Raw genomic sequence first — 24,876 nt, 5'->3', positions numbered from 1 at the left:
GTTATCTTCCGTTCATATTTACGGCACTTTTTGTGAATGAAAGCATCTGGTTTGAAAATCTCTTCCTATAATAAATATGCCCAAGCATTTATTTTAATATTATTTTTCATAATATTATTGGCAGGATTAAGGATAACCAGAATAAATAACAGCCAATCAATTTGGTTTGAAAAACTGGATTTAATCGACAATGGCAGAGCAAATAAAGCTGATTTATCCCAAATCGGACCGTTAAAATTTATTTCTGCGTGGGAATTGAAAAGTTATAATGCCGATTTTGGCGGCATATCTGCATTGGTTGCCATTGGCCAAAATCGTTTCTTGGGGACCAGTGATGCCGGAACTTTAATAGGATTCGGTTTAAGCGGCGATATGCAAACGGACCGGCCCTTTATCGCGCCATTGCCCAACAGCACAGGCCCCGGAAAATCATATAAGGACCGCGATAGTGAAAGCATGGCATATAATCCGGCCACTGGTGAATATTGGGTCGGGACAGAATTTACCCAGAAAATCACCCGCTACTCCCCCTCCTTCGCCAATTCCACCGGCGAAGTGCAGCCTGATTTAATGAAAAATTGGCCCAGCAATAGCGGGCCAGAGGCCATAAGCCGTTTAATCGACGGGCGGTTCATTATTTTTTCAGAAGGCGCAGATGGCCCAGAAGAAGGCAGCTATCAAGCCATTTTATTCAGCGGCGATCCAGTTGAAAGGGGCGCAAAGGCCAGCCCATTTTACCATAAGCCGCCAAAGGGATTTAAAATAACCGATGCGACATTATTGCCAAATGGCGATATTTTATGCCTATATCGCTCCATCGGCTTTCCAGAAGGCTTTGCGGCCAAAATTGGCATATTAAAAAATCAGCATATTGCGCCACATAAAATGAGCGCGTCAAAAATCATTGCCACCCTATCACCCCCCTTATTGGTGGATAATATGGAAGGGATCACTCTTACCCATGAAAATGGACGTTTTTATATCTGGATAATATCCGATAATAATTTCAATATATGGCAACGTACCATTTTAATGAAATTTGAACTGCCCGCCAATCTTGCCCATGATGGCACGCACAGCAAAAAGCCGGTGGACATAGTCCCCGGCTTTCAAAGCATGTAATTAAAAAGCCTGATTAGGCAGCAGCAGCCAATTTCTTAGCTAGCTCTTTTTTAACTTTTTGCGCAGAGGCGCTTAGCTTTTCAGCTTTGGTTTTCATCAACCAATTGTCCAAACCGCCAACATGTTCAACCGAACGTAAGCCAGAAGTAGAAACGCGAAATTTGAAGCTTTGCTCCAACGCGTCCGAAATCAATGTTACATTCTGCAAATTGGGCAGAAATGTTCTTTTTGTTTTATTGTTAGCGTGGCTAACATTATTACCAACTAGGCGACCTTTGCCGGTCAATTCGCAAATGCGCGACATGATAGATTATCCTGACAAAATTAAAAAAACTTCTGGAATCAAAGAAACCGTGGAAGAAGCGCATTTATACTTAGATGAAACAAAGGTCAAGACTAGCTATGGCCAAAATTATATTATCTGTCTAAATATCGCCCATGAATTTAACTCAAATGCCATTTATGACCGCTGCATTGGCGCTTGCTCGTCAAGCTATGGATGAAAATGAAGTGCCCGTCGGCGCGGTGGTTGTAAAGAATCAGCAAATTATTGGACGTGGGTTTAACCGCCCCCTTGCCACGCATGATCCCACCGCCCATGCCGAAATTGCCGCCATTCGTGATGCTGCCCAATTTCTGGGCAATGATAGGTTACAAGATTGTGATATTTGGGTGACGTTGGAACCATGCGCCATGTGCGCAGGCGCAATTGCCCATGCACGAATAAAAAGGCTGTATTTTGGCGCAGGCGATGCAAAGGGCGGCGCGGTGGAACATGGCCCGATTTTATTTGGCCAATCAACTGTGCATCATAAACCGGAAATTTACGGTGGAATCATGGCCGAAGAAGCAACGGCATTGTTAAAATTATTTTTTCAAAGCCGCCGTTAAATATCACGCCTTAACATTCCGCCGTTAATTACCCTGCCTTAACTCCCCACCTTAATGCACAAATCGAGCCACCACATCGCGGTAGCTACGACTGACCTTTACTTGAGCGCCCGATTCCAAAATTAAGAAACATTCGCCATTAGTGTGCGGCTTTACCTCTCTGACCAGGTTTAAATTCACAATGGTGGAGCGATGAACACGTTGGAAAACGCGCGGATCAAATCTTTTCTCCAAATCCTTCATCGTTTCGCGTAAAATAAGCGAATTATCCGCAGTATAAATGCACATATAATCGCCCGCCGCGTCAATGCGCTCAATCGTTTCCACATCGACACGGAAAATTTGCCCGCGATCTTTAATGTTAATCAGCTTTTCATATCTTTGGCCAAGATTTTCATCCTCAACCTCTATATCAATATTATTGACCGCATCGGGTGCAACCTGATTGATTACCTCGCGCAGACGTTCCACCTCTACGCCCACTTTTTTATCAGCAATTTTGCTGCGCACCCGTTCCAAAGTGTCGCGCAAGCGGTCTTCGTCAACAGGCTTCATCAAATAATCAATCGCCTCTGCATCAAATGCCCGAATGGCATGTTCGGAATATGCGGTGACAAATACAATCATTGGCGGGTCAATATCCATAATCCCCTGCACCACCGAAAATCCATCAAATCCAGGCATTTGAATGTCTAAAAACACCAAGTCGGGTTTTAATGTTTTAATTTTGCGAATGGCCTCGCGTCCATTGCGGCATGTTGCGACAATTTCAACATCCTCAAATGCCTCAAGCCTTAATTGCAACCCCTGTATGGCAAGGGTTTCATCATCAACCAAGATTGTTTTAATGGTCATGCCTTTGTTCCTTCACCCATAATATCCATGCCGCCAATGCTGCTTATATCTTCTAAACTTACTTCATTATTGGCAAAAATATTATTTTGCTGCATCTCAATTTTCTTTTCTTCATAGGGCAGCTCCACCAACACCTCAAACCCGCCTCCGGCGCCGCTATAATATTCAAAACGTTGATTTTCGCCATATGCCTGTAACAAACGCTCCCGAATATTGGCCATGCCAAGCCCGGTCGAGCTAATCTTCATTTCATGATGGTCGGTCATCCCCGGCCCGCTATCGGACACAATGATACGCAGCCGCCCGCCAAGTTTCACCGCTTTGATTGAAATTTCCGCCCCCTCTTCCTTGGGTGTTACGGCATATTTAATCGCATTTTCGACTAATGGCTGAAGCAATAATGATGGTAATAAAGCCTGTGTGCACAGCGGCTCTATTTCAAAACTGGGACGAAGACGTTCTTCAAAACGCATTTTTTCAATATCCAGATATAATTTTAATGTTTCAATTTCCTGCGCCAATGTCACCTTGGCCTCTGCCTGATTTATTAAGGTATAGCGCAAAAATGATGATAGCCTGGAAAGCATTGCATTTGCCTGAACGGTTTGTTTTAACAAAACCAATGTCGAAATACTGTTCAATGTATTAAACAAAAAATGCGGGTTTAATTGATAACGCAGCATTGTTAATTGCGCACTGGTCGCCTGAGCCTCCAACCTGATCATCTCATCTTGTTGTTCCTCCGCCCGAACAAAGAAATTTATCGCATAATAAAGCGCGGTCCACGCGCCGATTAAGATACCATCAACATATAATGCGCCCAACAATAATTGAACAAATGCCTTTTCCTCGGCAATTGGGCGCAAAATTTGCAGCACCCACACATCAATATAGGCAAAAATCGCAGCGCCAATAAAAACCGAAATCGTGGTCACACCCCAAGTAATTAACGGACGTTTTTCAATCACCGCACGGTAAATTACCGACAAAAGCAAGGTGATGGAATATCCCGTAACCGCGGATAAAATAAGCGGAATTAAAAAGCCCAGTGGCTGTCCATTGGCCAATGCCGATGCCGAGCGTAAAATAACCGCGCCCGCCCAGCCAAGGCTGTGTAAATACCAAAATGCCTTATTCTTATTAGAAAAAAATGGTTGGGTGCTTAATTCAATTACTGCCATTTGATAATCTTACAAACACAGCGCGCCAAAGACCAGCATTTTATAAAATGATATTATCGCTTTTCATTACATTCTTTGCGATTACTATATTTACTGACCCCAAATTAAAAAGAGGAAAAAATAGAGGAGAGAGCCGAGATGGAGCAAAAGGACAAAAAGGCAAAATTTACCGCAATGACAGAGGGAACAGCAGAAGATTGGGGCATTATTGCAGGCCAATTCATGCCCTTTGCCAGCAAAGTCGCCGATAGGGTGCTGGACCATTTGCGTTTATTGGATGGCGACTATGGCGGTTTTCCCATCGATCGCCTGCAACATTGCCTGCAAACCGCGACGCGCGCCCACCGCGATGGCCGTGATGAGCAATATGTCGTCATGGCATTATTACATGATATTGGCGACACTTTGGGCAGTTATAATCATCCAGAGGTGGCTGCCGCCATTATTAAACCATTTGTGAGCGAAGAAAATCATTGGATTTGCGAACATCATGGCGCATTTCAGGGATATTATTATTTCCACTATCTGGGCATGGATCGCAATTTACGCGAAAATTTCAGGGGGCATAAATATTTTGATGCTTGCGCCGAATTTTGTGAAAAATATGATCAGGCCGCATTTGACCCCGAATATAAAAGCGAAGCTTTGAGTTTTTTTGAACCCATGGTCCGCCGCGTCATGGCCGCCCCTTTGGCCAGCATGTATAAACAAGCGGTGGATGCGGCATAATCGCACGCTTATTTATCTGTGCCTTACATTTATTTGCCAGCATATTTATTTGACTGCAATCTGATTTTGCATAAAAAAACCCGCTTTCCAAATGGTCGGCGGGCTTTTTTTAATTTTTTGCAATCAATTTAATCAATCGCCCTCGCCGGGTTCTGAACTGAAATATTTGTCGAATTTATCTTCGACATTTTTAAATTCATCTGCATCCGCTGGCGGCTCTTTGCTGGTGGTGATATTGGGCCATTCCGCGCTGTAAACGGTGTTCAGCTCCAACCATTTTTCCAAACCATCCTCTGTATCGGGCAGAATCGCCTCTGCGGGGCATTCTGGTTCACAAACGCCGCAATCAATGCACTCGCTTGGGTTGATAACCAACATATTTTCACCTTCATAAAAGCAGTCCACAGGACATACTTCAACGCAATCCATATATTTACAGCGGATGCACGCATCGGTGACTACATATGTCATAAATCAACTCCCAAAAATAAATAATAATAAATCCCTATTAACAATCATTATATGAAGTCAACAAAAAGAGACGTATTTTTTTAAAAATAATTTATTTTTTTAATGCCAATAGGGCATCAAAATGTCCGGCATTTTGACGCGGCTTGGGTTCAAAGCGGGGCATATCATCGCGCGGACCTTTATGCTTATTTTTATGTCCAGGCTTTTTATTCTGCCTTTCATTGCGCCTATCCCCACGTTCAGCCATTTTATGCGCATTATTGTTTCGATCAAATTTTTTGCGTCTTATCCCCACCCATTTCCAATAGGTTGGCGGCAATTTTTGTTCAATATTTTGTGCGGCATCTGCCTCCGCGCTAGGCTCTGCTTCAGCTTCAGGCGCTATTTCAACTGGCACGACCTCTGCCGGCGCCACCTCTGCAGCGACTACTTCGGCTGCGACTACCTCAGCTTCGGCTGAGGGCGCTTCGGTTGCGGGCGCTTCGGCTATTGCCACTTCGCTCGCGGCTATATCGCCATTATCTATTTTTGCGCTATCTGCGTTAACTTCCGCTACTGGCTCTGCCGTAACTTCATGTGCTTCTGCTGGTTTAAATCCTGCATCACGCATCAATGCGGTCAATGCATCATTGCTAAGCCCCAATGATGTGGCAAATGTCATATCCATGACCGAAATTTCGCCCTTGCCCCGCGCCTCATGCGCTTTTTTGACAATGCGTTCAGCTAAATCGATTCGCAAATATTCATTACCGACACGGCGATATCCTGCATTGCGGCAATCATCATTGCTGGCGAAATTCCATTCGGTTAAATGAACCGCGCTTTCGGGCGGTAAATCGGCCACTGGCTTGCCAAAATAAATGGCGGAAAGATAGCTGCGCCACCGTGCGGCACCCGGTTTTAACGCGGCATGATGGAAAATATCCAATGCGCCAAAAACAATGCCCGCCTTGCGCGCTGCTCCGCGATTTTCCTTGGCAATGGCGTTAATCGAATCGGACAAATATGCACGGCCAGAAACCCCGCCTGCATCCGCCAATTGCGCGGCCAAAGCACGGATCGCACCATCAATTTCAGGATTTTCGGCCAATTCATCCAACGCTTTTACCCCCGCCAAATTGCGGGTGATTTGCGCGTCAATCCATGCCTTGGCTCGCTCCACCACAGCAGCCATTGCGTCGGCTTCCAGCCCGGCAACCGCGCTGTGCGGGCGAAATTCGGGCTGCAGCAAGCTTTTGCCCTTTTCCAAAGTTCCTAGCGGCGTATCATTCCATTGCAAAATCGCCTGTCCGGCCGCAATGTTGTTTAGTGTAAAATTATCGTCTCCAGATGCTTGCACCAAAAACGCCCTTTCTTTTAATATCGTCCCTAAGGATTTTTGCGCCGCCGCTTCAAAAATTTTGCGATCAGCATGTTTCGCATTTGCATCAACGATGAATTGAAATCCGTCAAGTGTTCCTATGCTTTCGCCATCAACCAATATCTGACCATCCTTGTCAACTTTAACTGGTAAAATATTGGAAAATTGCGATTTTTGCCTTAACAACACCGATGTTCGCCGGTTAACAAATCTTTCGCGTAATTGCCGATGCAAATTTTCCGAAAGCCTCGCCTCCACCGCGCCGGCCCGTTCACGAAGCCCGCCAGGTTCATCAACCCAATCAGGTCGCTGTGCAATATAATTCCAACTGCGCACCGATTGCAGCCGTCCGGTCAATATTTCAATATCGCCGTCCGCCTTGTCCAATCGGTCAATTTCCTTGGCAAAATATTCACCCGATATCCTGCCGCTGCCCTGCCCCAAATATCGCCATAGCCCAGCAACAAAGCGGCTATGTGGTTCAACGCCAATTCCGCGAAAATCCGGCAGGCTGGCCGCTTGCCACAATTTTTTCACCATATCCGCATTATTTATTTGGTCGGCAATTGCGGGCATATTGGCCAAATTTTTTAATATTTGAATGTCCAATGATGGCGGCGCACTGCGCAGCCGATGATGAGTTGGCGGGGTTTCCAAATCATCAATCAAAGTTTCAATTGTTGAATAATCCAGCTCGCTCCTGCGCCAATATAAATTATCCAATAATGGAAATTCATGCGCCTCAATCGCGGCGATTTCCTCGTCACGGAAAATTTCACACTCGCCCGATAATGGACCAAAACTGCCATCTTTTTGGTGCCGCCCCGCTCTTCCTGCGATTTGCGCCATTTCCGAAATGGTTAAACGGCGGCGTTTGCGGCCATCAAATTTGATTAAAGAAGCAAAGGCCAAATGATCAAAATCAAGGTTTAACCCCATGCCAATGGCATCGGTCGCGACAAGATAATCCACCTCGCCCGATTGAAACATTTCCACCTGTGCATTGCGCGCGCCGGGCGACAGGCTGCCCATCACAATGGCTGCGCCGCCACGAAATCGGCGTAATAATTCGGCGATGCGATATACTTCTTCCACCGAAAAGGCGACGATTGCCGACCTTTTGGGCAGGCGGGACAGCTTTTTCGGTCCACCATAGCTTAATGTCGAAAAACGTGGCCTGCTGCTAATTTCTGCCTTGGGGATTAAATCGCGGATAATGGGCGACAGGCTGTGCGATCCCAAAATCATCGTTTCCTCACGCCCGCGAACATTTAACAAACGGTCGGTAAATATATGTCCACGCTCTGGATCTGCGCCCAATTGCGCCTCATCAATGGCAGCAAAGGCAAAATCACGAAAAACAGTGCCATTTATATTTTGCGCAGCGTGATTTTGAACTGCCATATGCGGCGAAAAAATGGGCATTGATTCGGCAGTGCAGCAATAATATCGCGCCGTTGGCGGTTCAATCCGTTCCTCGCCGGTTAATAAAGCAACCTTGGCCTCGCCCTTAATCCTGACCAATCGGTCATAAATTTCGCGCGCCAATAAACGCAGTGGAAAGCCCATAACCCCGCTGCTATGCGCGCACATCCGTTCAATGGCGACATGGGTTTTGCCCGTATTTGTTGGCCCTAATATGGCCTTTATATTGCTCATAATATAGCTTTATTCCGCCAATAATGTTTCGGCAGCAAAAATGTCTTTCAATGTCATATCAATATTGGCCAATTTATCGGCATCAATTTTCGCCCGTGCCTCTACCAATGCCTTGCCCTGCACATAATCCTTGGCATTATTGACACAATCAAGCGCGATTACATGCCCATTTTGCGTATAAATTAACGAAAATTTCTGCGCCTCCATCGACCCACGAATAATAATATCATCATAGCCCAAATTTAACCCTATTGTTTGCAACCTAATATCATATTGGTTTGACCAAAACCATGGAACGGCATGATATTCACTTGGTTCGCCGCAAATATTTTTGGCAACAATATTAGCCATATCATTGCAATTTTGTACCGATTCCAAACGAATGACCGCGCCTGCGGCAAATGGATTTGCGTGTGATGCGCAATCGCCAATGGCAAAAATATCATTTAAAGATGTGCGGCAATATGTGTCCACATCCACACCATTGCCCACTGCCGCGCCAGCCTCCATCAACGGGCCAACATTGGGAACGACGCCAATTCCAATAATCGCAATATGGGCAGGCAGAACCGTTCCATCTTGTAAAGTAACCGCGCTTATTTTTCCTTCACGCCCAATAATTTCAGAAACCTGGCTTTTCAATAATATTTTTATCCCCTGCGCCCGGTGGATATCGGCATAAAATTGCGATAATGGGGCGCCGGCAACGCGAGATAATAACCTCTCCTCTGCCTCTATTATTGTAATATCATGGCCCATTTTGGATAATGACGCCGCCGCTTCCAACCCAATATAACCGCCGCCAATGATAATAATTTGACGCGGGCTTTTCAATTCGGCTTGCATTTGGTCAACATCACCCATTGTCCGCACGGAAAATATATTGCCAAGCTCACTGCCCTTGCATTGCAGCCAACGTGGCGAGGCCCCTGCCGCCCAAATAAGCTGACCATATGCAATTTCGCCTTGATCGCTGGTGGTAATCACATGGCCCGCCGCATCAATTTTTGAAACGCGAACACCCAATAAAAATTCAATATTGCGTTCCTGCCAAAATGCCTCTGGACGGATTAACAATCTGTCTGCACTTTTCTTACCGGCCAGATAATCTTTGGATAATGCGGGCCGTTCATAGGGTAATAATTTTTCATTGCTGATAATAAAGATGCTGCCCGTAAAGCCATTTTGGCGAAGTGATATGGCCGCCTGCGCACCAGCATGGCCGCCGCCAACAATGACAATATCATAATTTCGGGCTACCATGCTTTATTCCTTAAAAATTACATATTATCATATCGCATTTATGGGCGACATGCCAACCAATCAATAGCAGTGCCATTTATATGACGAACAAATTTTCAACTTTGCAATAAATTAAGTAAAATATGCCATCATCTATTGCTTACTAAAGAGACTAATCATATTTATCAGGAGTTTTTACCTGCTAAATATTGATCCGCTTGTTCAAACGCTACGCTATTAGAGAATAGTAAAGTGCCCGAATCTCCTTTGCAATGTTTACCCACCATCTGTATTCTACCAGATACCCAATTATTTTTGGTACAACCGTCCGCATCATATCTTTCCGATACACCGTAAGCAGCATCAAGCAGTGCAACATGACGCTCATAATCCGATGTAGTTTCAAATATATATTCAGCTTTATGCAGATGCTGCTCCACGCCATCTATTTTAATTTCCTTTACCCCTTCTAAATCAGTTGGCGGCGACAAAGTCCATTCAGGAAGCATAGGGATTTCACTATTTTTTGTCAGAATTCTGGCCCCGCGCTTTTTATATGCATCAACAATATCAAACACATTATTATCAATGGGGCTTAACCCTGCCAATTTAACTTCGGTACTGGGGCTATTTTCACTTTCAATTTTGAAAAATCCTTGCGAATATGAATATAAATTTTCCGCTACATCAGCTTGACTTTTGGTATAAAAAATCAAGCTAGTACCACCCATTGAAATAAGTGTGAAACTGGGGCCATTATGACCCATATATAATTGGTCGCGATAGGTGATATTACCGGGCATAAATTTTACGCCATCTTGCAAATCCTTCATCCCACATTGACGGAACTTGTCCAAATTAAAAGCACCCTCTGTTATTATAGACATGTTTATACCAACCCCTGGAATACGTTCATATGAAAATAATAAAAGCTCATTTACATCATCAGTATTTGGGTCATCAGCACAAAGCCAAGACGCGTACCCCTCGCCATCATTTTTTCTAACCTCACAACCCGTCACCCCCTCAGCAGAGGAGACTAGCCGATCAAAATCGCTTTCCTGCTGCGGAATAATTTTCAACAATGAACACCAATTCATCGCATGCGCGGGGGCCGCAACCAATGACGTTGCCATAATTATAGCCGAGATTATCTTTTTCTTCATCTTAATACTCCTTAAAAAATCTACCATGAATTGCTGCCATGCTCATATAATTATCCAAAATTTGACACCATAGCATTCATTCTAGTTATAGAATAAAAACGTATTGATAAGAAATAGTTAAAACAATTTCATATTAATTTTTGGCGCTACTTTTTATGTTTTTGATGTATAGACCTTGGGACGGAGAGAAGGTACTGACGGGACGGGATTCGAACCACCCGCCGCGTCTTGCGGCAAATAAAAACACACTGGTTCGTTAATGCTGTTTGAAAAGTGGTGGACAGCACTGGATTCGAACCGCCCGCCGCGTCTTGCGGCAAATAAAAACACACTGGTTCGTTAATACTGTTTGAAAAGTGGTGGACAGGACTGGATTCGAACCAGTGTACGGATACCCGGGCAGATTTACAGTCTGCTGCCTTTAACCACTCGGCCACCTGTCCACGATGAAAACTAAATATGAACGCTGTCATATAAAGTGCCGAAGCGGCTCAATGGCGAAACAGGGCTTGCCTGTCAATGGGTCAGGTGAGAAAGAAGCAAAAAAATGATAAAATAATTTTGGCTTTCCTGCGGTAAATGCCGCAATATATGGCCAAATTGAATAAATTAAAAAGGAATCAAAGTGAACAGACGTCGCCGACCAACGGAAAAAAAAGGAAATAATCCGCGCTTTTGGGGCCGCCATGCGGTCGAGGCGGCGTTAAATAACCCGAATCGGACCATATTAAAATTATGGGGCACGCGCGAATCCATTGCCGAATTGGACCCACCCGCCGACATTACGGTCAATTATTGTCAGGCCACCGACATGGCGCGGCTTGTCCCGGGGGATACGCCGCATCAAAATATTATCGCTGAATTATTACCATTGGAGGATAAATGGTTAAGCGAAATTGTGCCCGAAGACCCCAATGATATTCGCCCCATTTTAATTTTGGACCAAATTACCGATCCGCATAATGTGGGCGCAATTTTCCGCAGCGCCGCCGCATTTAACGCCGTGGCGATTATCACACAGGATAGGCACAGCCCCGCCGAAACCGGCACATTGGCAAAGGCAGCATCGGGCGCATTGGAAATTGTGCCGTGGATACGCGTGGTCAATATTGCCCGAACAATGGGGGAGCTTGCCGATTTTGGATATTGGCGCATCGGGCTTAGCGGTCATGCGGAATTAAGCTTGAAAGAGGCATTAACCCCGGGTCGCAACGCCCTTGTCCTTGGTGCAGAGGGGCCAGGCATGCGCCACGGCGTTACTGAACAATGCGATCAGGTGGCCAAATTGCCGATTCATGAACAAATGGAAAGTTTAAATGTGTCCAATGCCGCCGCCATTGCATTATATGCCGCCACTCAGGGATAATATTTTATCGGGTATAATATTTATTTGTAATAATTAAACTATTGCTTGATTGCTTCACGCTTATGATTAAGCTTTATTTTTTACTATTGATGAACAGGCCAATATAATGAAACGCATTTCCACCATTTTATTTGCACTTGCCGCACCATTTTTATTGACCGGTTGTTTGTTAATGCCGGGCAATTTTAATGCGGAAATGATTGCATATAAAAATGGCCAATTCTCCTTTACTTATAAGGGGGAGATTCAAATGGTGGGGATGCAGTTAATGCTGCGTCAATGGTCCTCAATTGCCGAAAAAGAAGGCGAAGAGGAAGCAGAATTCACCGCCATTTGTTATGATGAGGAAGGCGATTTCGACGTCAGAGACTGCACCGAGGAAGAAACCGAGGAACAACGCGAAGAATGGCAGAAAAATATCGATGCCAAAAAGAAAAAGGCCGAAGAATTAAAAGAAACATTGGGCGCTTTATTGGCCGGTGTTGATCCCGAAGACCCCGAAAGCATCAATGAATTTGCCCGCGGCCTGACCCGTATGGAGGGGTGGAATAAGGTAGAGCATAAGGGCGATGGTGTGTTTGAGGTTGATTATTCGATTAAAGGCATGCTGGACCGTGATTATGCCTTTGCCTTTATTCCTGGCTATTCCATGGGAGAGCCTTTATTCTATGCAAATCGATGGACCGAAGGACGGGTCAAATTTGCCGCCCCCACATTCCGCAATAATTTGGATTTAAATTCGCTGTTCGTGGCATCTGCCGCTGGGTTTAGCGCCATTGCCCCATTGGCGGGTGAAAAAGGCCCAACAGGAATTAGTTATAAGGCCGCACGCGGCACATTTACCATTAAAACCGATGGCGAGATTTTGACAAATAATACATTGGAAGGCCCAAAACAGGTTAATGGGATGAATGTAATGAGTTGGGAGGTTCGCCCCGGCAGTGACCGTGCGCCAGAGGCGTTGATTAAATTGGCGCCATAATGGGCATTTCTTCTGAAATTATTAAATCATCTTTGGATGAGCTTGCCCTGCATGATAAAGTGCTGGCCAATTTAATTCAGCAATTCGGCTATCCAGAAGGGCGGATTCGTCCGACGGGCTATCAATCCCTACTGCGCACCATTGTCGGCCAACAAGTCAGCGTGGCCGCCGCCGCATCAGTATGGAATAAATTGGAAAATTTATTAGGCGAAAATTGCCCCGCCGAAAATTTAATAACAAAGGATTTTGAAGAACTTCGCGCATGCGGGCTTAGCCGCCAAAAACAAGGATATGCACGATCATTGGCCGAGTTAATTTTAACAGGTGCGCTGGATTTGGACAATTTGTCACCCGATGATGAACAGGCCATATCGCAATTAACCAGCGTAAAAGGCATTGGCCGCTGGTCGGCAGAAATTTATCTGTTATTTGCAGAAGGACGACCCAATATCTGGCCCGCAGGCGATTTGGCGATTCAAGAAGCGGTAAAACGGATTAAGGGATTGGATGAACGTCCCAATGAAAAAGAAACGCGCCTACATGGCGATGATTGGCACCCGCATCGCGGCGCGGCGGCGACATTTTGCTGGCATGTTTATAATAAAAATTTCGAAGCTATTTAACCGACCAACCGCTATATTTTATACATTAATGGTGCGCCCTGCCCCTTGAAAACATGATTTTCAGTCGCCAAATAAAGGACATTAGGCCGTATTTATTGGCAATTGCCATTAAAGGGTAAGGGAAGAATATTTGTCCGCAATTTTACGATTTTTGAAAAATTCACCCGCCGCGAAATTGGGGTGGTTGGTCATTGGATGGTTGCTTATCCTATTGTCCCCCATTGTCGGTGCACTGCCCGGCCCTGGGTTCATCATCATGTTCCCCCTTGGTTTGGGCATTGTCCTGCGCAATAGCAAATGGGCAAAAAAACAATATTTACGTTTCAAAAAAAAATTTCCTGATTACGGCAAATGGACCGATTGGGCCCTACGCAGGCGCGGTCAAAAAGAAATGCCGCCAATTCCGCCTATAAAAAAGCAAATAAAGGACATTTTTGGGAAGCCAAAGAGTTGACTTTTATTTCATTCGCGCATAATGGCACAAAGCAATTAAAGGCTGTCTGCTCATTTTTTGGGCAAAGGGCGGCTTTTTTATTTAATAAAACCATCAATTATTTAATGTATAAGGGATCATATCATGAAGCGCACTTTTCAGCCGAGCAACCTCGTGCGCAAGCGCCGTCACGGTTTCCGCAGCCGCATGGCTACTCCCGGTGGCCGCAAAATTATTGCCGCTCGCCGCAGCCGTGGCCGCAAGTCACTCAGCGCGTAAGCAATAAAGCACCGTTAAAAAAATATTTGTCCAATTTGGACGAATCATTTTTTAACAATATGAATTTGGGGCGGACAGAATATCTGTTGCGCCCTTTTTCATTTTGGTCTTTTAACGCATATGCTCTTTTAACTTTATCGGCTGTTGCATAATATGAAACAAATTGCGGAAAATAAATCGGCCGATATCGAATCGAAAATAATGGCGGCTGCCCCATATGATGCGCCATATGAAATGATAAAAAAGCGGCCTGATTTTATTAAAGCCAATCGGGGCATGAAATATGTCACCCCTGCTTTCATCCTGCTCGTCCTTTATCGCGGGCATCATGCGCCCAAAAGAATTGGCTATACCGTCACAAAAAAAACCGGCAATGCGGTCGCGCGCAATCGGATAAAGCGCCGTTTTCGTGCATTATGCCATGAAATATTGCCGCATCATGGCATGGCGCATTGCGACCATATTATGATTGGCCGTAAAGAAGCTTTGACGCGTGACTTTACCCAAATGGCGAATGAAATGCGCACAGCGCTTGCCTATATTGCGCGAAAATCTGCCAAGAAAACACAAAAAATATATGTAAAAGCCGCCGATAAAATTGACGAAAGCCAAAATGGATGAAGGCATTTTTCATCTTTTTCGTTCGTTTATGGCAATGGGGCCCATCGCGCATTTTGCCGCCCACTTGCCGTTATGCACCATCATGTTCTGAATATATGATAATTGCGATAAATCGCTATGGTGTAATTAAAGGTAGCTGGCTGGGCCTGAAAAGGCTATTGCGCTGCAATCCATGGGGCGGGCACGGACACGATCCGGTGCCATAAACCCCATTTTATGAATATAATATGACGTAAATATATAATATAAAGGTATAATATAGTGGAAGACCGGCGTAATTTAATCTTAGCAATTGTCTTTACCGGACTAATATTAGTTGGGTGGCAATATGCTGTTTCCTATTTCATGCCCGAAGCAGTGCAGCAAAACGCACCGGTCGCCGCCAAAAATAGCCAAGCAGCCCCCAACACAGGCGGCAGCGCGGCATTGCCCGATATTCCCACCGCGCAGGCCGCACCGAAAACCAATTTAAGCGCAGAGCAAGTCATTGCCACGGGTCAACGGGTCAAAATTTCCACGCCAAAATTATCCGGTTCAATTAACCTGCGCGGCGCGCAAGTTGATGATTTATTATTATTGGCGCACCGCACCGATTTGGATAAAAAATCACCGCCGGTGCGTTTATTCTCTCCCAAGGGTAGTAAAAACGCATATTATGGCAGTTTTTCATGGGTTGGCACGGGTAATATAACCCTGCCCAATGCGGACACATTATGGAGCGCAAATGGCGCAGCCTTAACCCCCAAAAACCCCATTACGTTAAGTTGGAAGAATGATAAGAATCAATTATTTGAAATTATTTTGAGCATTGATGAAGATTATTTGATTAAAACCGAACAACGATTCAGCAATTTTAGCAGCCAGCCTGCCGAAATTTCTCCATTTGGTATGTTATCACGCGCGGAACTTCCAAAAGAAAAGGATAGTTGGAACATTCATATCGGCCCAATGGGCGTGTTTGACGATGTTGCCGATTATGATTGGGATTATGATGATGTCGCCGAAGCACCCAATAGCCGTGTCGGATTTGAAAGCAATGGCGGCTGGCTTGGCTTTACCGATAAATATTGGCTGGGCGCTTTAATCCCCGATCCGAAATCATCAATGCAGGGCCGTTTTCAACAGGTAAATGGCGAATATCAAACCGTCATGGTGCGTTCGGTGCAAAGCAAAGTTTCCCCAAATAATCGGGTAAGCCATATTTCATATTTATATGCCGGCGCGAAAGAAGTTGAGGTATTGGACAAATATGTGGATGAAATTGGTGTAAACAAACTTGATTATTCAATCGATTGGGGATGGTTCAGGGCCATTGAAAAAGTATTTTTCAAGGTGCTGCACTGGTTCTTTGGTGTCTTTGGAAATTTCGGCTTTGCCATACTTGGGCTGACCTTTTTGGTGCGATTATTGATGTTCCCCGTTGCGCAAAAACAATTTGCCTCCATGGCGGCAATGCGCGCGGTGCAACCGAAAATGAAGAAATTGCAGGAGCGTTACAAAGAAGATAAACCAAAAATGCAGCAGGAAATTATGAAGCTGTATAAGGATGAAAAGGTAAATCCGCTTGCGGGCTGCTTGCCCATTGTCCTGCAAATTCCGATTTTCTTCTCCTTGTATAAATTATTAATGCTGACCATTGAAATGCGTCACCAACCATTCATGCTGTGGATTAAGGATTTGAGCGCACCCGATCCATTGACCCCGGTCAATTTATTCGGCCTATTGCCCTTTGACCCTCCCGCGATGATTGCCATTGGTATATTGCCAATATTATTGGGTATTTCCATGTGGTTAATGCAAAAGTTAAATCCGCAGCCAATGGATGATATTCAAAAACAAGTATTTGGGCTGATGCCTTGGTTCTTAATGTTCATCATGGCACCATTTGCCGCAGGGCTTCAGCTTTATTGGGTAATGTCCAACTTCATCTCAATTTTGCAACAAAAATGGCTTTATTCCCGCCATCCGCAATTAAAAATTCAAATGGCGGAAGAGGCCGAGCAAAAGGCCAAGGAAAAAGCCGAAAAAGCAAAAGCAGCAAAATAATGTCAGACAAAAATACATTGAATAAAATATTTTCAGGTCCGGTGACTTTTTTAAAAAGCGCGCCGGATTTGAAATTCCTGCCCGATGGCAATGTGATGGAAATCGCCTTTGCCGGACGATCCAATGTTGGCAAATCATCGCTTATCAACGCGTTGGTAAACCGCAATGGATTGGCGCGCGCGTCCAACACGCCGGGCCGGACACAGGAATTAAATTTTTTCGATGTGGGCAGCCCGATATTATTTCGAATCTGCGACATGCCGGGATATGGTTTTGCCAAAGCGCCCGTTGCCACGGTTCAAAAATGGCGCCATTTGGTAAATGATTATCTGCGCGGGCGGCAAAAGTTAAAACGCACTTTTGTGTTAATTGATGCACGTCATGGTTTTAAAGATGTTGATCGTGATTTTATGAAAATGTTGGACGATGCAGCGATTAGTTACCGCATTGTCATTACCAAGGCGGATAAAATTAAAAATAGCGAATTGGTTAAAATTTCCGAAGAGGTGCAAGCCGAATTGCGCAAACATTCCGCCGCCTATCCCGAAATTTCCATTACCAGCGCAGAAAAAAAGGGCGGAATAGACGAACTTCGCGCCTTTATTTTGGAAACAATTGAAACATAATATCGCATATTATATTTTGCGGCAAATATAATGACAATCGGCATTTGCCATATTAGGATAATCGGCATATCAATAACCACTCCATAATGGAGACAGGATTTTGGGGGCAAAGTGAAACTTATTATCGGAAATAAAGCCTATTCAAGCTGGTCTATGCGCGGATGGTTGGCGGCGAAACAATCCGGCCTTTCATTCGAAGAAATCACCGTGCCGCTTTACAATGATGATTGGGAAAGCCGCAAAATAGAATCAGATTTAATCCCTTCCTCTGGCAAAGTGCCCATTTTATGGGATGATGAAAATGTCATTTGGGACAGTATGGCGATATTGGAATATCTGTCGGATAAGGTTGGGCGCGATCGTTTTTGGCCCAAAGATGATGCTGCGCGCGGCATGGCACGTTCATTATGCGCCGAAATGCATAGCGGCTTTATGGGCCTGCGTCGCAATTGCCCCATGAATGTACGTAAAAAATTTGCAGGTTTTCAAATAAGCGAGGAAGCCCGCAATGATGCCATCCGCATCCTGCAATTATGGGCAGAGACACGGTCGCGTTTTGGACGCTCCGGCCCATATTTATTCGGCACATTCAGCGCAGCCGATATTTTCTATGCCCCTATTGTTACACGTTTTGTCACCTATGGCTTTACCCTGCCTGGCTTTGCGCAAAGCTATGTCGATACCATGATGGAACATGCGTGGATGGTCCAATGGTATGAAGAAGCCTCCGAGGAAAAATGGATTATCGACCATTTTGAAGATGTGGGCCAAAATTAACAATTTTGCATAGCATTTATTATTATTTTATGGTCATAAAGAGCCATGAATAGCATTGCCGTAAAATATGCCGAAAGGTTAATCGCCCACCCCTCCATCACCCCTGCCACTGGCGGTGTTTTTGATGAATTGGAGGCGATACTTACCCCATTGGGATTTCATATTCACCGTTTCATTTCTGGTGATGCGCCCGATGGACCGGTTGAAAATCTGTTCGCGATTCGGGGCAATAATAGCCCGCATATAAAAAAGCGCCATTTTGCCTTTGCCGGCCATGTTGATGTTGTGCCGCCTGGCGAGGGATGGGCCAGCAATCCCTTTACCCCCGAAATTCGCGGCGATTTACTATATGGCCGCGGCGCGGTGGATATGAAGGGCAGCATTGCCGCCTTTATTGCTGCTTTGCATGACATAAATGAAGATGAAGGCATCATCAGCCTTATCATCACAGGTGATGAGGAAGGCCCGGCACTTTACGGCACACGCGCCTTAATTGACCATATGCGTGCGGCAGAACAAATCCCTGATTTATGCTTGGTGGGAGAGCCGACATCGGTCAACCGGCTTGGCGATATGATTAAAATTGGTCGGCGCGGATCGGTTAATATGTGGGTGCGGGTAAATGGCGCGCAGGGCCATGTCGCCTATCCGCATTTGGCCGATAATCCAATTACCAAATTGGTGGCCATATTGGGCAAAATTGACGCATTGATTTTGGATGAAGGGACGGATTGGTTTCAACCCAGCAATATAGAGGTTACCGATTTACATGTCGGCAATCCGGCGCATAATGTCATCCCAGCAAAGGCAGAGGCGCGGCTTTCCATTCGTTTTAATGATCTGCATAGCGGCGCATCGTTAAGCACATTAATCGGTGATATTGTAAGCGATGGCGGTGGAGAGTTAGAGCCGATTATTTCAGGTGAGCCATTTCTAACCCCGCCCGGCGAACTTTCCGGCCTTATCAGTGCAGCGATTGAAAAAAATCTTGGCATTAAAACCGAATTATCGACCAGCGGAGGCACATCGGATGCGCGTTTCTTATCCGCCCTTTGTCCGGTGGTTGAATTTGGTTTGTGCAATGCCACCATGCATAAATTGGATGAAGCCGTCGCCACAGATGATTTGGAAAAACTAACCATCATTTATGCCGATATTGTCCGCGCGGCATTACAATCTTAACAATTATCTTTTCCGGCGTAATATTATATAAATTGCACCATTGCCGCCATGACGCGGATGTGCGCCGCGAACATCGGCAATATGTGATGCGTGGCGCGACGCGGCCAACCAATCGGCAATGACCGCGCGTATTGCCCCCCTGCCCGATCCGCTTTGCCGGTCATGCGACCGTGCCTTGCCGGTCACCAATAATATCACCCGTGCACCAATATGCACTGCCTCTGCCAATGCATGGTCCAACCGCTGATATGCGCCCGACATATTTTCCCCGTGCAGGTCAATATGCACATCGGGGTTTATAACGCCGCGATTGAAACGGCGTTCCCAATGGCCATCCAAATGATGGGCCGCGCCATCGGATGATGGTGGGTTAACTATTGGATTGGGCTTTGCACTAGTTATAAAATGCTCACGATGTGATGGTTTTTTAATCGGTAATTTTAAAGCATCGGCCATCGACATCATCGGCGCGGCTGCTTCAATTGGACCGGCCTTATGTTGCGGCGCGGCCTTATGTTGCGACTGAACAGGGGATGGCGCGTTTTTTACACCCTTAGAAGAAGGCGCATTTTTGGGAACGGTATTTTTGATAACGGTATTTTTGATAGCGGCATTTTGAGTGCGCTCAACCCTACCCATAAATGGCTTTACCGTTTCAACCACCCGCGCCCATAAAGCTTCATCAGGGTGTAATTTCCTTACCACATCCTTAACGTACGCCCAAACGGGCCGCTGCTTCCTTGGGCAGGAAGATAAAGGATGTGCCGCGCGCGGACATGCCGCCCGCAATGGCGCGGGCGCGGTCACCCGCCCCCCAAAAACTGTCAAAACGATTTGCGCCCTTAATCGCGCCGCCTGTATCTTGTGCAATCCAAATACCATTGGGTTCTGCGCGGTCCATGGAAAGGAAAATTGGCGCACCAAGCGGGGTAAATTTCGGATCCGCAGCCACGCTAACCTCTCCCACAACGGGATATCCCATCGCGCCAAGCGGCCCTTCGCCATTTAATTCTTGAAAGAAAATATAGCTTTTATTTTCATGCATGATTTTGCGGCCTTCTTCGGGATTGCGCCGCAAATAATTAACAATGCCCTGCATCGATGCCTCACCCGGGCCAAGCAAGCCGCGCTCACGCATCAATTTACCAATGCCGGTATAATCGCGTCCATTTTGGCTGGCATAGCCAATGCGCATCACATCCCCATTTGGCAAACGCAATCGGCCCGACCCTTGAACCTGAAGGAAGAAAAGCTCCACCGGATCAGCCGCCCATGCAAGCTCAAGCCCGCGTCCCGCCAATGCGCCATTATCAATCGCCGCGCGGTCATCATATAACACCAAATTACTGCCTTCAACCTTACCACGAACCCGCTTACCCTTTAATTCCTCATTAAACAGGCCAAGGTCAACATCCACCAAATCATTGGGGCGTGCATAAATGGGCACTTCATATCCGGCTTGTTTTTTACGCGATCCTAATATTTCCGGTTCAAAATATCCCGTGACAAATCCCTTGCCCTCACCAATTTGCACCGCCGTGAAATAGGTGCTGAAAAAATCGCGTGCGCTGCCATTCCAATTATTTGCCGCATTGCACGCATTTTGCCAATCGGCATTGACAGTCAGGCCCGATTGATCCTCACGCCGCAATAAACCGGGACATGATGTCTTAAATGACGCCAATGCGCCTGCAATTTTATTTTCATTGCCTAAATTTAATGAACCTATATCTGGTCCGTTAACGACACCCATTTGCGCGGATGTAAGGGCGTTTATTTTGACATTTGGGGCGGCCATTGCTGCCATGGGCGTTGCGGGGATCGGCTTTGCCGCTTGCTCCGCCGCCATATTATTTGACACGCCATTATTTGAAGTTGGCGCATAAATTGGTGCATTTTGACGTGACGGCGTTGATGCCGTGGCCACACCGCCTTGGGGAATAATCCCCCCGCTACATGCCGTCATGACACAAGACAGGCCGATCAAACCAGCCGCCCGAATGAAATTTGATGCATTCATAGCCATTTTTACAACCCATTTATGTTAAATAATTTTGAAATAATCAGGCAATATCGGTTTCAACCAATGTCCAATTTGGCGTGCCATTTTTAATATTACGCTCAAATGTCCAAATATCATTTGCCTGTACCGCGTCGCTTAACGAACCGCCAATAATTTCACCCTCTTTATTTTTAACAAGCGCAGAGATATCCGATTTAAACTGCATTTTAATTTGCGCGATGGGATGATTAAATGTCGCTTCAACAATGCGGCTTTCCTCAATCCGGATCAATTTATTTTCCAAAACCTCGCCCGCCTCATCACGCATATCAATTGCCATCGACATTTCATTATAAACGCTATCGTCACAATATTCGCGCAAAGATGCCTTATCACCTTGCCAAAATGCCTTTAAAATAACATCATATGCGCCATGCGCACCCTCGGCAAAATGCAATAAGTTAAAATTCTTATCCGCATTCATAATCGAACGAAGCCCGCTTTGTGATAAAATATCCAAATTTTGCTGCTCTAAATCATCCTCCGCCTTGACGATTTTTGCAGGCGTGCGCGCTGGAATAATTTCTTCGGCCTGTTGGATGGGGGGTCTGCGCTCCTCATCCATTTGGCGGGGCAGCTGTTCTTGTTCATGGCCGGTGCGTTTGCCCAGGACAGAATAAAGCCGAAGCCCTAAAAATGCCGCAACCATCGCCATTAAAACAATATCTATCGTCACACTACCTCCTAAAATTGACGAAAAAACGCCAAAAAACCTTTATCCGCCGGTGAATATTGGCGAATATTATGCACTATATGGGCAATGGCGATTGAACAATCACTTAACATAATCCCAAATAATTATTTCTAACTTTATATGCATATAGGCGCAATTGCCCCAGCTTTCAAATGCCAAGGTCATAAAATAGGGAATTTTTACGTTTTACCCCTTCTTAATCCATATTATCTTGCAATATATTGCTATAACAAATATGCGCATGAACCATCAAACTGCTTCACAAGGCGGTAAATTTTTAATTTGATTTTTTGCCCAATGCGGCGGCGCATATATGGGAAATAATGAAAAAGGATAAAGGTAAATAAACATGGCCGACGAAACAAATAATGATGCGCAAGATTTTAACGAAGCTGCGGCCGCAAATGGCGCAGATACCGCACCCCAAGTCGGCATGATTGCACAATATATTAAGGATTTATCTGCTGAAAACCCACGTTCACCCGAATGTTTTAATTGGGAAGACCAACCACAAATCGATGTTCAGGTGAATATTGAAGTGAATAGCGTCAGCGACGAAGTACATGAAGTTGTGTTAAAATTAACCGTTAAATCGGTGCATGAAGCGGGCGTCGGCTTTGCCGTTGATTTAAGCTATGGGGCGTTATTTGGCCTACGCAATATTACCGCAGAACAAGCACATCCATTTTTATTTGGCGAAGCACCCCGTTTGATATTCCCCTTTGCTCGCCGAATTTTGGCTGATGCAGTGCGCGATTCCGGCTTCCCTCCATTGGTATTGGAGCCGATTGATTTTAATGCATTATATGTTCAGCAACGCGCACAGGCTGAGCAATTGGCCGCCGAACAACCCGCAGGTCAGGCATAAGCCAGAGCATATTTATAAGCAGTAAAATAACCCTTATACTGGGAAAAGCGCGAAGATGAGCCTGATTAAACATACATCGACGATTGCGGGCTTTACAGTCATTTCGCGCATATTTGGTTTTGTTAGGGACATAATCATTGCCCGCGTCTTGGGCGCGGGGTTGGCGGCCGATGCCTATCAATTGGCCTTTACCCTGCCCAATACTTTTCGGCGATTATTTGCCGAGGGGGCGTTTTCGGTCGCCTTCATCCCCATGTATAGCCGCAAATTGGCAGGCGAAAATGGCGAAGAAGAAGCGGAAAAATTCGCCAATGATGTTTTATCTGTTTTTATTTGGATTTTATTGGGCTTTACCGCCATCGCCATGATGGCCATGCCTTTTATTGTCTGGCTGCTTGCTCCGAAATTTCAGGCTATCCCTGGAAAATATGAATTATCAGTATTTTTAAGCCGGGTTACATTCCCCTATTTGGCATTTATCAGCATGGTCGCCATGTTGACCGGATTGTTAAATTCACGATCAAAATTTGCGCCCGGTGCAATTGCCCCCATATTATTTAATATTGTCATGATAATCGGGGTTTTAATCGGCCATTATTGGCGCGGAGATAGCGATGATGACGCATATGTTGTTTATGCGTTAAGCGCGGCTGTTTCCATTTCCGGCCTTGTCCAAATGATTTATTTATGGTGGTCCGTCCGCCGTGCGGGATTATCATTAAAAATCAGCAAGCCAGTATTTTCCGACGACATCAAAAAATTGGGCATGTTGATTTTACCCGCAACCTTTGGTGCAGGCATTTATCAAATCAGCCAATTTGTTGATACATTTTTTGCAACGTCCCTGCCCGAAGGATCGCTAACCCTGCTTAAAATGGCTGACCGGCTTAACCAAATGCCCTTGGGCATTGTGGGCATTGCGTTGGGCACCGCTATTTTACCCATGTTGTCACGTTTTATCCAAAATGATGACAAGGTTCAGGTACAACGCATTCAGGCACAGGCATTTGAAATGGCCACTTTATTGACCCTGCCCGCCGCGGCGGCATTGGCCATTTGTGCGCCCGCATTTACAACTGCATTTTTTGTCGGCGGTAAATTTACATTGGATGATGGCGCGATTATGTCCAATATCGTCATTGCATTGGTCGCGGGCCTTCCTGCCTATGTTATTGTCAAAATCCTTATTCCTGGATTTTTTGCCCGTTCGGACACACGCACCCCCGTTTTAACAGCCTTAGCATCGCTTATTTTCAATATTGGTTTGAATATTTATGTGGTGCTATATGCCGGATTTGGCATTGTCGGCCTTGCCGCGGCAACCGCCGCATCGGCAAGTTTAAATTGCATTTTGCTCTATGTCATTTTGCATAAACGCGGCTGGTTTCATTTTACCATTGGATTGGCCAATAAAATTGTGCGGCAAATTATTGCCACAGCGGCCATGTCGGCTTTGCTTATATGGTTGATGAGCTGGCTTACCCCATATTATTCAGGCAGTGTGATTGATAAAATTTTCTCGTTAAGCCTGATTGTTATTTCCGGCGGTGCAATTTATGCAATTGCTGGATGGGCCGTTGGCGCGATTGACCGCGAGCAGCTTTCTGCATTAAAGCGCAGTCGAGGCAAATAATTCGCCGT

General features: G+C 45.5%; 26 protein-coding genes and 1 tRNA gene. 16 read left to right on the top strand and 11 right to left on the bottom strand.

Annotated features, from left to right (window positions below):
* The first annotated feature begins 36 nt into the window (after positions 1-36).
* Positions 37-1,122, top strand: coding sequence for an esterase-like activity of phytase family protein (locus tag LPB140_RS05945; protein WP_072559060.1), 1,086 nt, complete (start codon positions 37-39; stop codon positions 1,120-1,122).
* A 13-nt stretch (positions 1,123-1,135) separates the two neighbouring features.
* Here the strand turns inward: LPB140_RS05945 and rpmB are convergent, their stop codons facing one another.
* Positions 1,136-1,426, bottom strand: a complete 291-nt coding sequence (rpmB, locus tag LPB140_RS05940; protein WP_072559059.1) for a 50S ribosomal protein L28 — start codon at positions 1,424-1,426, stop codon at positions 1,136-1,138.
* Positions 1,427-1,560: 134 nt separating this feature from the next.
* Here rpmB and tadA point away from each other — a divergent pair, with 134 nt between their 5' ends.
* Positions 1,561-2,013 (top strand): tRNA adenosine(34) deaminase TadA, encoded by a 453-nt coding sequence (gene tadA / locus LPB140_RS05935; RefSeq protein ID WP_418346543.1) that lies wholly within the window; start codon positions 1,561-1,563, stop codon positions 2,011-2,013.
* 51 nt (positions 2,014-2,064) lie between these two features.
* Here tadA and LPB140_RS05930 read toward each other — a convergent pair whose 3' ends face one another.
* Both LPB140_RS05930 and LPB140_RS05925 read right to left on the bottom strand, forming a co-directional pair.
* Entirely contained in the window at positions 2,065-2,868 is an 804-nt protein-coding gene (locus LPB140_RS05930) for a LytR/AlgR family response regulator transcription factor (RefSeq protein WP_072559058.1), read from the bottom strand.
* On the bottom strand, positions 2,865-4,049 hold the full coding sequence (locus LPB140_RS05925) for a sensor histidine kinase (protein ID WP_072559057.1): 1,185 nt from the start codon (positions 4,047-4,049) through the stop codon (positions 2,865-2,867). Before LPB140_RS05925 ends, LPB140_RS05930 begins: the two co-directional genes overlap by 4 nt.
* Positions 4,050-4,187: 138 nt before the next feature.
* Here LPB140_RS05925 and LPB140_RS05920 point away from each other — a divergent pair, with 138 nt between their 5' ends.
* Positions 4,188-4,778, top strand: a complete 591-nt coding sequence (locus LPB140_RS05920) for an HD domain-containing protein (protein ID WP_072559056.1) — start codon at positions 4,188-4,190, stop codon at positions 4,776-4,778.
* 132 nt (positions 4,779-4,910) lie between these two features.
* Here LPB140_RS05920 and fdxA read toward each other — a convergent pair whose 3' ends face one another.
* From fdxA to LPB140_RS05895, 5 genes are all read right to left on the bottom strand, one after another.
* Positions 4,911-5,249 carry a ferredoxin FdxA gene (gene fdxA / locus LPB140_RS05915; protein ID WP_072559055.1) on the bottom strand — a complete coding sequence of 113 codons (339 nt, stop codon included), beginning with the start codon at positions 5,247-5,249 and terminating at the stop codon, positions 4,911-4,913.
* A 91-nt stretch (positions 5,250-5,340) separates the two neighbouring features.
* Entirely contained in the window at positions 5,341-8,268 is a 2,928-nt protein-coding gene (locus LPB140_RS05910) for a helicase-related protein (RefSeq protein ID WP_072559054.1), read from the bottom strand.
* A 9-nt stretch (positions 8,269-8,277) separates the two neighbouring features.
* On the bottom strand, positions 8,278-9,531 hold the full coding sequence (locus LPB140_RS05905) for an NAD(P)/FAD-dependent oxidoreductase (RefSeq protein ID WP_072559053.1): 1,254 nt from the start codon (positions 9,529-9,531) through the stop codon (positions 8,278-8,280).
* 164 nt (positions 9,532-9,695) lie between these two features.
* A complete protein-coding gene (locus tag LPB140_RS05900) occupies positions 9,696-10,676 on the bottom strand; it encodes a hypothetical protein (protein WP_156874151.1) in 981 nt (326 codons plus the stop codon).
* Between the two features lie 357 nt (positions 10,677-11,033).
* Positions 11,034-11,119: transfer RNA gene (locus tag LPB140_RS05895), tRNA-Tyr, on the bottom strand.
* A 182-nt stretch (positions 11,120-11,301) separates the two neighbouring features.
* Here LPB140_RS05895 and LPB140_RS05890 point away from each other — a divergent pair.
* The 11 genes from LPB140_RS05890 to dapE all read left to right on the top strand — a co-directional run bounded on the left by LPB140_RS05890 (position 11,302) and on the right by dapE (position 19,611).
* Positions 11,302-12,042 carry a TrmH family RNA methyltransferase gene (locus LPB140_RS05890; protein WP_072559051.1) on the top strand — a complete coding sequence of 247 codons (741 nt, stop codon included), beginning with the start codon at positions 11,302-11,304 and terminating at the stop codon, positions 12,040-12,042.
* A 106-nt stretch (positions 12,043-12,148) separates the two neighbouring features.
* Positions 12,149-13,024, top strand: a complete 876-nt coding sequence (locus LPB140_RS05885; RefSeq protein ID WP_072559050.1) for a hypothetical protein — start codon at positions 12,149-12,151, stop codon at positions 13,022-13,024.
* Complete coding sequence (locus tag LPB140_RS05880) at positions 13,024-13,647, top strand: DNA-3-methyladenine glycosylase family protein (RefSeq protein ID WP_072559049.1); 624 nt, start codon at positions 13,024-13,026, stop codon at positions 13,645-13,647. Before LPB140_RS05885 ends, LPB140_RS05880 begins: the two co-directional genes overlap by 1 nt.
* A gap of 130 nt (positions 13,648-13,777) precedes the next feature.
* Entirely contained in the window at positions 13,778-14,101 is a 324-nt protein-coding gene (locus tag LPB140_RS05875; RefSeq protein WP_072559048.1) for a PGPGW domain-containing protein, read from the top strand.
* Positions 14,102-14,224: 123 nt separating this feature from the next.
* Positions 14,225-14,359, top strand: coding sequence for a 50S ribosomal protein L34 (gene rpmH / locus LPB140_RS05870; protein ID WP_072559047.1), 135 nt, complete (start codon positions 14,225-14,227; stop codon positions 14,357-14,359).
* A 153-nt stretch (positions 14,360-14,512) separates the two neighbouring features.
* A complete protein-coding gene (gene rnpA, locus LPB140_RS05860; protein WP_232223468.1) occupies positions 14,513-14,980 on the top strand; it encodes a ribonuclease P protein component in 468 nt (155 codons plus the stop codon).
* Positions 14,977-15,186, top strand: a complete 210-nt coding sequence (yidD, locus tag LPB140_RS05855) for a membrane protein insertion efficiency factor YidD (RefSeq protein WP_072559044.1) — start codon at positions 14,977-14,979, stop codon at positions 15,184-15,186. The genes rnpA and yidD overlap by 4 nt, the downstream gene beginning before the upstream one ends.
* Before the next feature lie 55 nt (positions 15,187-15,241).
* Complete coding sequence (yidC, locus tag LPB140_RS05850) at positions 15,242-17,026, top strand: membrane protein insertase YidC (protein ID WP_072559043.1); 1,785 nt, start codon at positions 15,242-15,244, stop codon at positions 17,024-17,026.
* Positions 17,026-17,652, top strand: a complete 627-nt coding sequence (gene yihA / locus LPB140_RS05845) for a ribosome biogenesis GTP-binding protein YihA/YsxC (protein ID WP_072559042.1) — start codon at positions 17,026-17,028, stop codon at positions 17,650-17,652. Before yidC ends, yihA begins: the two co-directional genes overlap by 1 nt.
* 111 nt (positions 17,653-17,763) lie before the next feature.
* On the top strand, positions 17,764-18,429 hold the full coding sequence (locus tag LPB140_RS05840; RefSeq protein ID WP_072559041.1) for a glutathione S-transferase family protein: 666 nt from the start codon (positions 17,764-17,766) through the stop codon (positions 18,427-18,429).
* 45 nt (positions 18,430-18,474) lie between these two features.
* Positions 18,475-19,611 carry a succinyl-diaminopimelate desuccinylase gene (gene dapE / locus LPB140_RS05835; protein ID WP_072559040.1) on the top strand — a complete coding sequence of 379 codons (1,137 nt, stop codon included), beginning with the start codon at positions 18,475-18,477 and terminating at the stop codon, positions 19,609-19,611.
* A gap of 3 nt (positions 19,612-19,614) precedes the next feature.
* Here the strand turns inward: dapE and LPB140_RS05830 are convergent, their stop codons facing one another.
* Genes LPB140_RS05830 through LPB140_RS05820 form a run of 3 tightly spaced genes read right to left on the bottom strand, consistent with a single transcriptional unit; the run spans position 19,615 to position 22,349 of the window.
* Positions 19,615-20,316 carry a Smr/MutS family protein gene (locus tag LPB140_RS05830; protein WP_072559039.1) on the bottom strand — a complete coding sequence of 234 codons (702 nt, stop codon included), beginning with the start codon at positions 20,314-20,316 and terminating at the stop codon, positions 19,615-19,617.
* Between the two features lie 4 nt (positions 20,317-20,320).
* Entirely contained in the window at positions 20,321-21,637 is a 1,317-nt protein-coding gene (mltA, locus tag LPB140_RS05825) for a murein transglycosylase A (protein WP_083550079.1), read from the bottom strand.
* Between the two features lie 37 nt (positions 21,638-21,674).
* Positions 21,675-22,349: a Tim44/TimA family putative adaptor protein gene (locus LPB140_RS05820; protein ID WP_156874150.1), complete on the bottom strand. Its 675-nt coding sequence runs from the start codon at positions 22,347-22,349 to the stop codon at positions 21,675-21,677.
* A gap of 367 nt (positions 22,350-22,716) precedes the next feature.
* Here LPB140_RS05820 and secB point away from each other — a divergent pair, with 367 nt between their 5' ends.
* Positions 22,717-23,235, top strand: coding sequence for a protein-export chaperone SecB (gene secB, locus LPB140_RS05815; protein ID WP_072559038.1), 519 nt, complete (start codon positions 22,717-22,719; stop codon positions 23,233-23,235).
* 55 nt (positions 23,236-23,290) lie between these two features.
* On the top strand, positions 23,291-24,868 hold the full coding sequence (gene murJ, locus LPB140_RS05810) for a murein biosynthesis integral membrane protein MurJ (protein ID WP_072559037.1): 1,578 nt from the start codon (positions 23,291-23,293) through the stop codon (positions 24,866-24,868).
* The last annotated feature ends 8 nt before the right edge of the window (positions 24,869-24,876 follow it).

The organism is Sphingorhabdus lutea, from assembly GCF_001889025.1.
In the GTDB taxonomy this organism is placed as follows: domain Bacteria; phylum Pseudomonadota; class Alphaproteobacteria; order Sphingomonadales; family Sphingomonadaceae; genus Sphingorhabdus_B; species Sphingorhabdus_B lutea.
The sequence above is the reverse complement of the archived record's forward strand: the minus strand, read 5'-3'. Positions and strand labels throughout refer to the sequence as shown.